General features: G+C 40.6%; 11 protein-coding genes. All 11 read right to left on the minus strand.

The window, feature by feature from the left end:
* Nucleotides 1–190 precede the first annotated feature (190 nt).
* The 11 genes from LYNGBM3L_RS29955 to LYNGBM3L_RS29995 all read right to left on the minus strand — a co-directional run bounded on the left by LYNGBM3L_RS29955 (nucleotide 191) and on the right by LYNGBM3L_RS29995 (nucleotide 13619).
* On the minus strand, nucleotides 191–835 hold the full coding sequence (locus LYNGBM3L_RS29955) for a hypothetical protein (RefSeq protein WP_008190263.1): 645 nt from the start codon (nucleotides 833–835) through the stop codon (nucleotides 191–193).
* 22 nt (nucleotides 836–857) lie between these two features.
* On the minus strand, nucleotides 858–1016 hold the full coding sequence (locus LYNGBM3L_RS44605) for a hypothetical protein (RefSeq protein WP_154659964.1): 159 nt from the start codon (nucleotides 1014–1016) through the stop codon (nucleotides 858–860).
* Nucleotides 997–1146, minus strand: coding sequence for a hypothetical protein (locus LYNGBM3L_RS44610; protein WP_161603206.1), 150 nt, complete (start codon nucleotides 1144–1146; stop codon nucleotides 997–999). The genes LYNGBM3L_RS44605 and LYNGBM3L_RS44610 overlap by 20 nt, the downstream gene beginning before the upstream one ends.
* Nucleotides 1112–2395: a glycosyltransferase gene (locus LYNGBM3L_RS29960; RefSeq protein WP_008190264.1), complete on the minus strand. Its 1284-nt coding sequence runs from the start codon at nucleotides 2393–2395 to the stop codon at nucleotides 1112–1114. The genes LYNGBM3L_RS44610 and LYNGBM3L_RS29960 overlap by 35 nt, the downstream gene beginning before the upstream one ends.
* Nucleotides 2396–2835: 440 nt before the next feature.
* A complete protein-coding gene (locus tag LYNGBM3L_RS34395; protein WP_008190266.1) occupies nucleotides 2836–3807 on the minus strand; it encodes a CinA family protein in 972 nt (323 codons plus the stop codon).
* A gap of 372 nt (nucleotides 3808–4179) precedes the next feature.
* Nucleotides 4180–4872 (minus strand): Uma2 family endonuclease, encoded by a 693-nt coding sequence (locus tag LYNGBM3L_RS29975; RefSeq protein ID WP_008190268.1) that lies wholly within the window; start codon nucleotides 4870–4872, stop codon nucleotides 4180–4182.
* Between the two features lie 113 nt (nucleotides 4873–4985).
* Nucleotides 4986–5147 carry a hypothetical protein gene (locus LYNGBM3L_RS44615; RefSeq protein WP_154659966.1) on the minus strand — a complete coding sequence of 54 codons (162 nt, stop codon included), beginning with the start codon at nucleotides 5145–5147 and terminating at the stop codon, nucleotides 4986–4988.
* Nucleotides 5148–5653: 506 nt separating this feature from the next.
* Complete coding sequence (locus tag LYNGBM3L_RS29980; RefSeq protein ID WP_008190269.1) at nucleotides 5654–6844, minus strand: hypothetical protein; 1191 nt, start codon at nucleotides 6842–6844, stop codon at nucleotides 5654–5656.
* Entirely contained in the window at nucleotides 6813–10313 is a 3501-nt protein-coding gene (locus tag LYNGBM3L_RS29985; protein ID WP_008190271.1) for an acetate and sugar kinases/Hsc70/actin family protein, read from the minus strand. The genes LYNGBM3L_RS29980 and LYNGBM3L_RS29985 overlap by 32 nt, the downstream gene beginning before the upstream one ends.
* Nucleotides 10271–12868 carry a P-loop NTPase family protein gene (locus LYNGBM3L_RS29990; protein ID WP_008190273.1) on the minus strand — a complete coding sequence of 866 codons (2598 nt, stop codon included), beginning with the start codon at nucleotides 12866–12868 and terminating at the stop codon, nucleotides 10271–10273. The genes LYNGBM3L_RS29985 and LYNGBM3L_RS29990 overlap by 43 nt, the downstream gene beginning before the upstream one ends.
* A gap of 124 nt (nucleotides 12869–12992) precedes the next feature.
* Complete coding sequence (locus LYNGBM3L_RS29995) at nucleotides 12993–13619, minus strand: VWA domain-containing protein (protein ID WP_008190275.1); 627 nt, start codon at nucleotides 13617–13619, stop codon at nucleotides 12993–12995.
* Nucleotides 13620–13856: the final 237 nt, after the last annotated feature.

Here is a 13856-nt window from a genome sequence, read left to right on the forward strand (position 1 = left end):
GCATAAAACTAATTTGGTTTTGATATTCATCTAACTAGCCTCTACTGTTTTAGTCTTTTGATAGGCAGCCTCTTTTTCAGCTTTAAACTGTCGGAGTTTTTCAAGAAAAGGAGGAGGATTTTTACGCTGTTGTTCGCGCATTTGATGACTCCACAGTATATATGTCATTTGACAGACACGATCGGTTTACCTACCAAGCACGGGGTTCAAAATCAGGGGCATTGCTAATCAAAACACTTTCCCCCGCTTGTTGGATCACAAATAACCCCTGGTTATAGGCAAACTTATCAACATCCCCATCAATTTCAATGGCAGCCACAGCACCATACAGACGATAGTTTTTGTAATGGGGCATGATTGTCTTAAATTGTTCTAAATTAGTCAGGAATTGTCGTAGATTCTTCTGGGTCAGGCGAGATTTTACTTCCACCGCCACTGCCACATTGGTATTGACTGCCAAAATATCGATTTCCAGGTTCTGAGATCCTGCCCTTGCCTTTACCCGTTGGAATATGGCAGTGACCAAAATCCCCCGTTCTTGAAACAGACGAACCACCGCAGGAGCCACCAGGTTCTCCACAAAGTTGCCCCAGCGACTGGTCAAGGCATTAACGGCCTGATTCGTCTGAGCCGCAATAGCTTCCACGCGAGCCAGCCGTCGATCCGCCTCAGCCGCCCGTCGATCAAATTCAGCTCTTGATTCAGCCAGGTTCTGCTGAAATTCATGGCGAGACCGTTCTAAAGACTCCCGCAGAATTCGCTCAGTTTCCTGACGTTGACGTTCGCTCTCTTGAAAGAGTTTATAGAAGTCATCTAAGGTAATTGAGTCAGTCATGGCAGGGCGTTATCCAGGTCACTTAATCGAGTTTAGCAAACCCCGTAGAAGCAGTGCCTTTTGCCCGGTGACTTATCTTTGAAAAAAGAAAGTGCGATCGCAACATCCATCGCGATCGCATCCCATAGTTATTCAAGCAAGAAGTGAGTAGTAAGGTATGTTCATAACCCACCCATCCCATTAACAATTCCCTCTTCTTTCTTCCCTGTTCCCGACTCCCGACTCCCGACTCCCGACTCCCGATTCCCGACTCCCGATTCCCGACTCCCTAAAATCCTAACCCAATCGAGATTCAATAATAGCGATCGCATTAGCAATGCCATCTTCATCCCGGATTTGTTTCCCCAAGGCTTCAGCATTTTGCCGAATGGTCTGGTTTGTCGTCACTTCGCGGATAGCAGTAGCCAGCTTCTCGGCAGTCAATGTCTTTTGGGGAATCGGTTTACTGCCGACACCAAGGGCATGAACACGCTCGCCCCAAAAGGGTTGGTCCCCAAAAAAGGGACAAATGATAGTGGGACGACCTGCCCGTAAGCCAGCAGCGGTTGTGCCAGCCCCACCATGATGCACCACTGCCGCCATACGGGGGAAAAGCCAATCGTGGGGAGCGCTATCAATTTTGAAAATGCTGTCTGGCAAGTCAGCCACTGCCAAGCCACCCCAACCGGTAGCAATAATACCCCGCACATTGGCTTGCTGTAACCCTTCAATCACAATTTCCGTCAACCGCTGGGGATCTCGTCCAGCCATACTGCCAAAACCGACATAAACCGGAGGATTACCAGCATCAAGGAAATTCTGTAACTCAGCCGGTGGTTGCCATGTATCTTGTTCCTCTAGAAACCAGTAGCCGGTTGCCATCACACTCTCAGGCCAATCCGTAGCTTCATCGCACACAAACTTACTGTAACAATATAAAACCGGAATCTGTTCACCGGTAGTGGTACGCAGAATATTAAAATCCCCCCGTTGGGGTGGCAAATCATGGTCAGCTCGCCACCTTTTAACAGGTTTGCCTGCTGAAAACTCCATTAATCGATTGACGAAGCGATAGGTCAGTTTGTTATACCAGCCCCCTAAAGGCCATTTCGGGAAGCCCATGTTAGGAAATTCAGCGGTAGGCACCAGCATCGGCAAAGGAACCGCCATGATCACTGGAATGCCCAATTTTTCGGCGAAATGAGGGCCCCCATAGGTTTTGGGGTGGAAGATGATCAGATCAGGGTTGGCTTGTTGTGCGGAATTCCAACTATCCTTAAGCATCATCCGTTGCATGGGAGCAACTTGTTTAGATAACTTGCGAGTCAGTTTGATGGTTTCCCAGAGGTTGGTCGTATTTTCCATGGCATCCCGACCTTGATCTGAATTGATCAGCTTGATCATCTCATCGTTCATATAGCCATAAGTTAAGCCATGCTCCCTGATGAATAATTCAAAACTGGCACTGGTACAGACTGTGACGGTATGTCCTGCTGCTTTTAAACCTTTGCCCAATGCTACATAGGGCTGGACATCGCCACGGGAACCGAGAGTTAGCTTCCGGCAAAAGAAGCCCCACAACGAACATGCGCAGCATAAGTGTGGGATGAATTTTGCACAGGGTCTGCATGGAATTGCTATAATATATTTACTGATAAACAAAGCCGTTCGCGTAGCGTGGCCTACGGCCTTAAATGCTGGGCAAGTCAGCACAGCAGTCTTAAACAAAAGACCAAGAAAACAGAGCGGCAGCGATGCAGCGCGGTCTTGGGGGTTTCCCCCACTCGCTATTGCATCAAGAGAGGGCAGTCCGTTCTTAAAGCCCAGCGCCTCCGCGCGCAATAGCTGGATTGGCGCTTGTTGCCCACACTGAACTCAAAGAGTCAGTGTGGGAGCTGTCACGATAAATACATGCATAGGTCAGAGACTTCTTTCCTGAAGTAGGGAACAGGGAAGAGCCGAGATCGGCATAAGGTTACCTGAATCAATTGTGATAATTTTTTTTCCCTGTTCCCTACTCCCTAGTTCCTGTTCCGTCTTCCCTGTTTCCTGTTCCCTCTGCCCTTTGCCATACCCACTCGACAAAGCTCGCTGTGCTCCTTGATCACCCAAGTTGGTTCACCATACCTGATGTAACGGCCATCATAGGGTTCTTGACACATGGAGTCGAGAGTTTTACAAGTGACATTATCGCCGTCGCTGGTACAGACAAAGTTTTGGAGGTGTTGTTGCGCCAGTTCCAGAGCGTCAATCACCACATTTTGCCGAATCAATTTCCGCGTCATGGACAAGGTTGGAGCGGATACATACCCCTTAGGGTCGGCCTCAGCTTCGGAACGATATTGTTGACACACAACTTCAGTCATAGGCAATCCATCACCATCGCAAAGTGCCATGCGCCGGTGCCTGGTATTGAAGACAATGGGCTGCTCGTGGATGTCACTGTCTTGGCTCTCAGAGATGGTGCGAATAGAAACTGCTGCGTTGACAACACCAAGGTCGTCCAATTTATTTTTGTCAACCGGTCCGGCGTTTCCGGTAACTGCAATGGAGACCATCGCCCGACTATTTTTCAAAGCACCGGCAGCCATTTGTCGAGCCGTGGTTTCGGTATAAACATCGCCTTTCTTGACCCCGAGCATCTTGCGCTTAGCATCACTATCATAGGTGGAAAATCCACCGTAGGTGTAGGAGCCATAGAGGGGAATGTTGACGATGGTGGAAATAATCATGCCACTGGTCAGAGACTCCGCTGTGACAACATTGAGCTGCCGTGCCTTAATTTCTTTCAAAAAGCTTTCAGCTTTTTCATTCATCACAGGAGTGTAATCAATGGACATATAATCTACTGTACTGCAACCGTTGTTTAGGTACAGTAACCCTCGTAAGCAGGTTTGAGCTGAGTCGCTGGTATCGGCCATTGCTAGTTGGACACCAAGCACAAAGGGTAGGATGAGCGAGACCAGTACCATCAAAACCTTATTTTTCGACATTTTCGACTGTCTTTCTCCAAAAGATAGATGAATTGACTCTGATTACACTATCAATGATTGGCTTGTATTAGCTAGTCTTTATTTAAATTTAATGGTTTTGACAGCAAGGGAGTAGGGAGTAGGGAGTAGGGAGTAGGGAGTAGGGAGTAGGGAGTAGGGAGTAGGGAGTAGGAAACTTCGGATTAAAAATTATCACAATTCATTAATAGACCTCTTGCCAAAGTATTTTTCTGATAGTGTTGGCATCAATTATTCTCAACTCTTACCTGTTCCCTATTCCCTGTTCCCTATTCCCTGTTCCCTGCTCCGAACGCGCCCCGCGTGGCCCACGACCTCAGTCCCTTTACTAAAGTACTAAATAACCACAATTAATTAAGAAAAACTTGCCAACTGCTGCAAAAACTGTTGATGTTCCGAACTCGCCAACCCAGCTTGCAAAGTTGCCATCACCTCAAGCATATCCCCCGCCAAAAGTGCCGAAACTGCTAACCATAATCCCGGAAAAATTTGGCTGCGGATAATCCCTTCTTGATCAGCTACAAGAGAAACATATTCTCCGTCTTGCCAAGAAAACCAATCAAAACGCTGGTCAATTACTTGCCAGACCAGATATTCTTTTACTCCATTGCGACGATAGACTCGTTTTTTATCTCGCAGGTCAATGGAAGCAGTACTTGCCGCAATTTCTACCACTAGTTCTGGTGCGCCCTCAATATAACCATCATCGTCCAGACGACTTTGGCCACCACAATTGCTATCAATGAGTAAAACCGCATCAGGTTGGGGTTCATTATCCAGATCCAGCCGCACTGTAGGGTTATCACCTAATCTTACACCAGGAGTTGCTATTTTATAGTTGCCCAACCAAACGAGTAAATTAGCATGGGGCTCAGCGTGGGCTTCAAACCGTAAGGGGGATCCTATATAAACAATTCCTTCAATTAGTTCTGCTTTTTTGAGGTGGGGCATGGCTTGATAACGCCGCTCAAATTCTCCACGAGACAGCAGATCTCCATTTTCTAGGACTGGAAGAGTTCTCTGTCTGTTAGTGATGGGAGCGCTCATAACTTTTCTACTGTTTCCTGATGGGTTTGTACTAAAGTTATTAGTTATTAGTTATAGAAGTTTTCAATTGGGTGAGGTACATTTTTTAGCATTGCTGAATCTTCGGATGAATATCAGTGGGGTGGGCAGGATTCCCACGGGCAAGATGCCCGTTCCACAAAAGATGCCCGTTCCACAAAAGATGCCCGTTCCACAACAAGATGCCCGTTCCACAACAAGATGCCCATTCCAGCCACCGGGTCAAACAGCTTTAATGAGATGCACCCGATACTCATCGCAGAATTGTTTGATCAATCGTATTTTTAAGGATAGCTCAAAAACTTTCTGTTTTTACTATATTTCAGCTAACTGGTACTAGGGCGTGTTTTCAAACTCGGAGATCCCCCTAAATCCCCCTTAAAAAAGGGGGACTTTGAGAATGGCTCCCCCCTTCCGCGCGGGGGGTTGGGGGGGATCTAAATCTTGCGGAAAACTTTGAAAACACGGCCTAGCCCTCCCATAACTGTCCAGTTTATGCAGGTCATTTCGTTTGCGATCGCATAAATCAACGCTGCACCTAAGCCTCGTCAGCGATAGGCGGGGTCAATGTAAAGATCAATCAAGACTGCTCCATGGGTGTAATCAGAAGTGCTGAACGTTTAAAACGTTCAACACTTCTGGGATTTAAGCAGGTCAAGAATGAGTTGGGATGGGCGGATTTTTCGGTTAGGTCAGTTTTTTTCAGGAGTTATGGAATTCCACACTTCAAGGAGTACCTTGCCTTGGTCAAACAAAGGATAAGCTATTTTGGGTAAAAGATTACTCGACCAGGCATTTTTTCTTGATTAATCCAAGCGTAAACACGCAAGCAAGCTAAGACTTTACCAGGAGTACCTCTAACCTGTAATTTATCGATTACGTCATCTTTGTTCTCTGTATATTTAATAATATCATCTCGAACACCTAAAAGCCATTGACATCCTGCTTGATCACCCTCCATACTATTAACTCTTTCCACTGCTTTGTCAAGGGTTTTTCTTGCATCTTTCTGCAAATTACACCACCAGGAATTTGGGTCAGCTAAAGGCTGATATACTAATGAGTTAATCGCCTCGTCTAAGTCCAGCCTTGCCTTTAAGGATTTAATCGGATCTTGTTCATGGTCTTTGACTTTTTTGAAAAAAAGTATCAAGGTTTTGATATAATCCTCTCTATGCTGGGAATTAAAACGGGTTATACCAAAAAATTTAATACTTTTCAGGCAATGATGTAGGGAGGGGTCATTTTGAATAAAATATATGCAGATAGATACGATCTGGGCAAGAAATTTCAGATCCCCATCTAGATTTTTATCGTTAATCTCTGAGTCTAAGGAAGCTTCAGTTGATAAACACAACCCTTGAGCCTTAACTGTTCCTGTTAAACCAGGATAGAGAAGTTTATTTTCTGAAAAAGGAAGTTCGTTGTTGTTCGTATCATCTTCCTTTGCCTTGATTTTTTTAGCTGACTGTAGAGCTTTATTTTGCAACTTTTGAGCCATAGACCCTGGAACACGCAGTAAAAGCTTTTGAATTTCGTCCCATAAGTCTGAGTCATTAGTGCTTCGAGGTTTTGAATCACCAATATAAGGGTAAAGTTTCTTATCTGTGAAGAAGTCATTACAGAAATCTTGGAGAATTAATCCTGGATTTTTAAAATCAGTTAAATTTTCCGAATTTGTATTCTTGGAAGTATCTTTGTTAGAGAGAGCCTCGTTAGAAGTATTCTCTTTTAAAAGCTGATCTAGTAGTTCGGATAGCTGACCACAAAGGGTAGCTTCTTCTGAATTGTCTAATGAAATAGCTTCTGCACGGGCTGATTCCAAAGAGGCATACAGTCCCTTGAGAGTATGCCGTAGATATCGCCCTAGCTCCGAGTCTCTTACTAACAACTGTTTGAGCAGTTGACTCAATCCATCACCATCAGTGTACTCCACTAAAGGGGTTTTGCTCATCGTTATTCTCTTCTTCTATGGGACTACGCTTAACTCTAAGTACACATCCATCTTTTTCTTTTAAAACTTCTGGTTGATCCGATATCCAATAAGGAACTTCCCCTTCATGAATACGCAGATTACTTTGGTCATCAATTGTAATGTAGTATCTGCAGTTATCCTTAATCTGATTTTCCTCAAATCCTAATGTACCAAGATATATTTCCTTCAGTTTTGGGCTCTCTAAGCTGGGATAGTAAGCATAGAAGGTGTGTCTGCCACTTCTGGGGAATGGTGGGAGAGGTCGAGGCTTCTGGTTCTCATCTTTGCTGATAGCTCCTTTAGTTTCTTTAGTTGTTTGTTCTCCTTCGTCTTCATTGTGAAAAATATCATCAAGTTTTTCCCCAGCCTTGAAAACTAGGTGTGGAGATTCTTCATTGATCCCAATAGCAATATCCCACTGAAGTACACTATCGATAATCATAGCTTGAGGAACTTCTTCTTGTATATTTGCTTTCTCCAACTCTTCTGTTCGTGTTTTTAGCTCTTCCGATATTGTTTGGTTAATATTTGTTAAGGTAGAGTTATTGTCATCCACCTGATCCCCTACTAAATAATGAGGTTTGCCCCGACAAACTACCATTTCAATTTCTAGGGTTTGGTTAACTTCAAACTGAGCTTGGAATCCCTGATGCCATTGATTATTATTCTGGGAATATATTCCGATTTGTTTGGCAATCTCTTCAAAGTTAAATTTAGCCCATAAAATTTCTCTTTGACTTTCAAAGTCTCGACGATAAATGTTCGTAGTTGGTAAAACACCGAACCATTCACTTCGAGCTTTAGCTTCCTCATTAGGATTAAATTGATACAATGGCTGTCGTGCTTGAAAAACTGGTTCTAAAGATTCTACAACTTGCCTCAAGAAAGCACAAGGCAATGTGTAAAGTAAATTATTAACTTCGATATAGAGTTCGCTTTTACCTTCTTTTAGCTTATCTTTCGCGTCTTTCGGAGAATAAGTGAACTGCTGTCGGCTCATGCCATAACAAGCCCCGATTGACGTAGCTAATTTGGCATAGTCAGGTACAAAAGTAATCCTGGCTGGGTTCCACTCGAAATCGTTCTTGGTATTGCTAAATATTTCATTAATTTTACGCCTGACTAAATCTAGATGGCAAGTCTGTCCCGATAAAATTAACCAATCCAAAGGTTCTTTTTTACCAGTTAAACTGTCTTTAGGCAATCGGCTTTCTAGCAATTCTTTAGCAATATTGATTGCTTCTCCAACCACTTTTGAAGCAGCTGTTTCAAGTTGTTGTTTAGATAGCTTGATGCCAGGATTATATTCACCAAGCTCAATAGCTTGTTGAACGCGAAGAAATTGTTCTAATTGATTCGGCGGAATTTCATATTCATCATATTCAACGCTACTTTTGCTTAATTCAACTTTAGCATCATCAGCCCATCGCCAAAGGGTGTAAAAAGCTTGTAGTTTTTTTCGATCCTCTTTCCATCGAGTTGGTAATATTTCTTCTGCATAGTTTAAAACTGTTGAAGAAAATGGATCGTTTTCTGGGTTTTCTTTGTCAATGCACTCTAATAGGGAGCGAGTGCGGTATTTGTTGTGATTATCTTGTTGCAAAAATCTTGGCTCTAATCCTCTGATCAGCTCGTCTAACTTATCATCCTTTAATTTTCCTTCTGTAAATGCCGTTAACAAATTGTCAACAATCGCTACTTTAAGCACGCGAAAGAGTCGTAGAGTAATTAACTCACCCCCTAAAAATAAGTGTCCAGAAGACCCCATCAACTCTGGAGTCAGAACATAGTAACGTCCACCAGCTCCTCGATCTTCTCCTGGGTCAAATGGACTATCATCTCTTAGAAGTAAACGAATTAAAGCCAAGTCTGTCGTTCCACCACCAATGTCCAATACCATTAGGTTTTGAGCCCATTTTTGACCGCTACGACGACAGCGAGTTTTAAAAGCTTCTATACCGATAGTTTGGTTTCCACCAAATTCTCGCCATACATAGAAAATAGCAGCAGCGATTGCTTCATCAAAATCTTTTTTTACGTCTACTTTGACATCTGTATCTGTAAATTTTTGCTCAAGAATTTGACTTACTAAGTCTTCCAGTTTACGACGATTTTCTGGCTTAGATACCGTCGGATAAGTAACTATTACTCTGTAAAATTTACCGCTATCATAACGTTTTTTATTTTCCGGTTTATCTTTAAAATTTTCTGTTAATTCAATCAGACATTTCATCGCTGCTTGAATTAGCTCACTATATTCAATATTTTTATCTTCTCCTTCCCAATATATCTTGATTTTATCTTCTTCTCCTTTTTTTCTGGTTTTATTAAGGTAACGCTTCGGAGAATGATGAAACTTACTTTCTATTTTTCGCCAAAATGTTTCCTGGTTTTCATCTTCCTGGTTTTCATCAGTAGTCTCTTTGGACATCGCTGCCAATCGATTATTTCTAGCTATTTCCCCCATTTCCACTTCCAAGAATCCATTTACACCAACCAGTTCCAGTTCGCTAGTAATTTGTGTATCTTGGGGTAGATTTTTATCTATTTTTGCCAGAACGATACGTTCCTTTTGTAAGGGTGGTAACTGAAATAATTGACGGTAAATTTCGTTAAGTTTTTTACTAACTACCGGGTAGATTGGATCATCTAGTCTAGTACCTAAGGAAATTTCTAGTTGGCGAATTCCCTCTAACAAGATCGAGCTATTTTTATTGTCGATAATTTCTGGCCAAGATTTTCCCAAATTATTTTCAACTTGTTCGATATATTCCTGCCATTCATCATCACCAACTCCTGGTAATTTTGAGTCAGATGAGCCTAACCATTCGTTAAAAAGTTTAAATAATAGGTCTTTTTGTTCCAAGGATAATTCGTTTGGTTCTATTGCTTCTCTAGGATCGTAAAAAGTAACAGTAGAATTTGAAGTACCAAAATCGATAGCAATCCATCCACCATGTGAGAGCATTTTTTCCCCCTTACTTGTTTTTTTGTAAAATAAATTACAGGTTTGAGACTTTGTGTGCGATTCACTTACGTTGCTATTTTGCTCGATATAATCTATATTAAATCCTAAAAAATAATTGGCAGAAATGGGCAGAGATCTATCGAGTTTGCAGTATGGAGAAAATCGTAATAGCGAATCCAGATAAAATGGTATTGGATAATTCTTAAAAGAATTATTGTAAGCCTGTTGAATTTTATCTCTAAGTTCTAGAGGATTTCCTGTTATAGTACAGTTGATATGATCAATCCTTATAAGATTAGCTGGATCGTCGTGCTCATGAATCAGGTCTATTACAGGAAGCTTTAACCACTTAGTATTGTTTACTGTTTTGATTTGGTTCAACAGAAATTTATTTACAATCTTAATTCCAACAGGCATATCAACATCTTTGGCAAAGTTTAAAGAGGAATATTTACTAGCTCCTGTAGGATTAATAACCAATCTGGTGTGGTTTTTTCAGTTGGCTCTTCACCTACCATTTGTTTTAGCAACGTTCTATTTCCTAATAACTTATCTTGCAAAGTTAAAATAGCATTGTCTAAAAAAACTGTTTGTATTTTCTCATTAACTGTTTGATTTACTTTGCTTAAAATTTGAATAAAGCTATCACTAACGCTACAAATAATTGTATCTCGAAGTCCCAGTATAAAAGTTAGATGGTTTTCGTAGAGTGGTATGCTTCTAGTAGCTTGTTTATGGTCTGGAGACCACCCGAATATCAAAGCAGGTTCATGGCTATTTTTGTCTTCACGGGGTAAAGGAAATAAAGTATCCGGGTCTATAGTTATAGAACTATTTCTTTTCACTATTTGTAGCAGCATTGATTCCCATTCGCTCGGAGATGCTATAAAAAGTAAGTTTTTTATATTTTTTTCTATTTCTTCTTTTTTCACAACACAATTTTCAATTTCAGACCGTATTTCTTTGACATTGATTGTCCTCTGATTGTCCTTTAAGGAAATTAGTTTATTTGATAATTCATCTAACCAGTCTTTGATAGACTGGTCAACACGCTCCTGAATAAACTTTTCGAGTTGATCACAAGTCTCCTGAAAAGAAGGATACAATTCATCGCTTTTAGTAAAAGATTTTCCTGTTCCTTCTTGAGGTATTATTTCCAACGAAAATGGATTTTCATCCTCACTGTCAACTTGTGGTAAATTGACGATTCCGTTTTTAATTTTGAGAAATAGGGTTCTCCATTCACTCCAGCGAGAGATTTCAGAATTTACTTTTTCTTCAACCTCTTGTCGAAGGGAAATTGTGCTTCTTGTTTCATCTATTCCTACTCCCAATTCCAATGGATTTTTTTCTAAATGGGTTTTTAAGGCTTTATAACTATCTGCTAATTCTCGGAGTGCTTGGCGCAGGATTCGTAATTTGGGATTCTCAGAAGCCAGCAATTTAGCCAGTGAAGGATTATTAACTTTCTGTGCTAAATTTTGTTGTTCCTTAACCAAAGTTTGTACTTTAACGTTGACATCTTTATATAATTGTTCAAGACCATGAGTTGCCACGTGATTTTCAAGCAGATACCGTAGTCTAGAAAGACCACCATCTTTTGTGAAAGCATCTAGCCAAGTTACTAAAATACTATCAGGTTCAGATTTTTTTAACCTTTCGCTTAACTGCTGCCATTTTTCGTTTAGATCAGGAAAATGCTTCTGAAATATATTGAGGTTTTCTAGTACAGTTGGTGTCGCAATTTTAATGGTGCTGTCTAGGTTTTTTATCAAATACTCAAGAGCAGCAAATGCTGACATAAAAACGATTCTTTGCTCATCATTCCCTTTCGTCAATTTACGGGAATTTTCAATAACCTTACGCAAAGCTGGTATTTCATCGAAAATTTTCTGCTCTGTTAGTTGCTCTGTGTTACTAAGAAGCTTGTCAATACCAACTTCTGCCCCAGGCAAATCATCAAATCGCCCCACACCTACAAGGATAAAATCATCGAGATTTTGGTTTTTTCTTTGCTTTCGGAGCAGATCGATGATTTCATTGTTTGTTGTACTTCCTGGACGAGGACCATAGGTCAATAGTAAAATCGTCTGTACATTTTCCATTTCATGGACATTTACAAATCGATCTCGAAGCTCAGATTTATCAGCCCCTAATCCAGGCAAGTCTAGTAAAACTAACTTGTTTGCTTCTTGAAGAGATGAAAGATCCCAAATTTTATCTGACACTTTGACTTCAACATTTATTCGTCCGATTAGAGGAAAGGTGGCTTGCAAAAACTTAGGAAACTGCTCCTCGTCTTCTGGAGGAAACTGTTCAAACTTCTTAATATCTAAGATCGAACGGGGGTCATTAGGTAGCTGAAGACCTGCGTAAGCATGAGTAGAATTATCAATAGGCAAGGATTGACCGCATAAATTATTTCCATAACGTAGATAAGATTCAACAAACACTACTAGTTCTTGAATTGCGTTTTCTAATCCAGGAGTTTTGTCATAATTTTTTACTTCATCGTACCATTTGATAATGTTTTGCCAAACATCAGGATCTTTGGAAGTAAATTTTTTTAAACTAGCGATTTGCGTACTAGGTAATTGTGCTTCAGCCTGTACAACCAACTCCTCAACTATAAAGTCAAGACATTGATCAATTTCGTTCTGATTAAAATATTTAACGCTAAACTTAAATTCAGTTGGTTGCGAGCCTTTTACCTGAACGATATTGAGATGAGTCACATTCCCAGTAGCTGCCACTCGACTGTCTGGTAACATTCCTGCATAACCAAGTAAACTACCTAAGACCGTAGTTTTTGTAGCTTTGAATTCTCCCATAACAGCAATTTTAACTGGTGAAGAAGAAGATTTAACTACTTCTTCGGCTTGCTTTCGGACAATTTCAACTTGGTTGCTAATTTCAGTTAAAATCCTATCCTGCTGAAGGGATTGATTCTGAATAACCGAGTCATATTCCTCAAGTTTATTAAGTATAGATTCAGCGAACTTATTAAAATCACGCAGTTGTTCAACCTTTGACATGATAATTTAAGATGAGACCACTAATTATGACTTTGTTTAAATTTACGTAAGCGTATCTAAAGGAAACTGATCACATTTTTTTCAAATAATATTGTTCATAAAAAAAACAGATTTTTTTCGCTTCTTATCCTATATTAATAGCTCTCAAGAGTACTTCTGGTGGAGGTATTTCTTCTAAATCTCCTAAAGTTAGAGTGTCACAAATACCAGTTATTGCTCCCTTTTCTTCTAAAGATTTGTCCAATTCTTGTAGAAATTGTGCTGCTTGGGGATCTGAACCAACTTGAATAAAAGAAATACCAATTTCCGAATCCTTATCGATTCGACGAGTTGCGTTCACAAGTACATCAATTACTGGAGGCTTATCATCAGGTGCTCCATCTGTAAATACTAAGAAAATTTCCCCATTTGGTTTAGCACTACCGTTTGCTTTACGTTGGAAATAATTCTCGAGAGCATCCCGCAAAACCTCATCAAGGTATGTTCCACCCATAGGATATGTTTCTTTAAAGATTTGTTCTACCTTATTTGTCGTAACATTATCGTATCGCTTAAATCTACTCGAAAATACATAAACAGTAATCCCATCGGGGTCGATTTCTTCACAATATCTAGCATAAGCCTCTGTAGTTTCTTCCATAACCTCCCATCTAGTTTTTGTCCCCCTTTTCTCGTCCTTAATGGTCATACTGCCACTTTTATCAATAATGATGGTGTAATCACGGTCTTTTAATTCTTCTGGGACATACATAATTCTGATTACTCTGAAAATGTTGCTAAAAAACAATTCAAGCTTTGATAGCATTATATGAATTAATGTAGCAGATCAAAAATCCTAGATCGCTTCTATATAACCGACTTATATAGTCAGGGTATTGATAAACATGTAGTGATGGCATAATCTACCCGACAAACATTTATTGTAGTTATGAATAAAATTCCAAATAGCTCTTAACGGAAATCTCCAAATCTCTCCGGCAAATCCCTC

The sequence above is a fragment of the Moorena producens 3L genome (assembly GCF_000211815.1).
In the GTDB taxonomy this organism is placed as follows: domain Bacteria; phylum Cyanobacteriota; class Cyanobacteriia; order Cyanobacteriales; family Coleofasciculaceae; genus Moorena; species Moorena producens.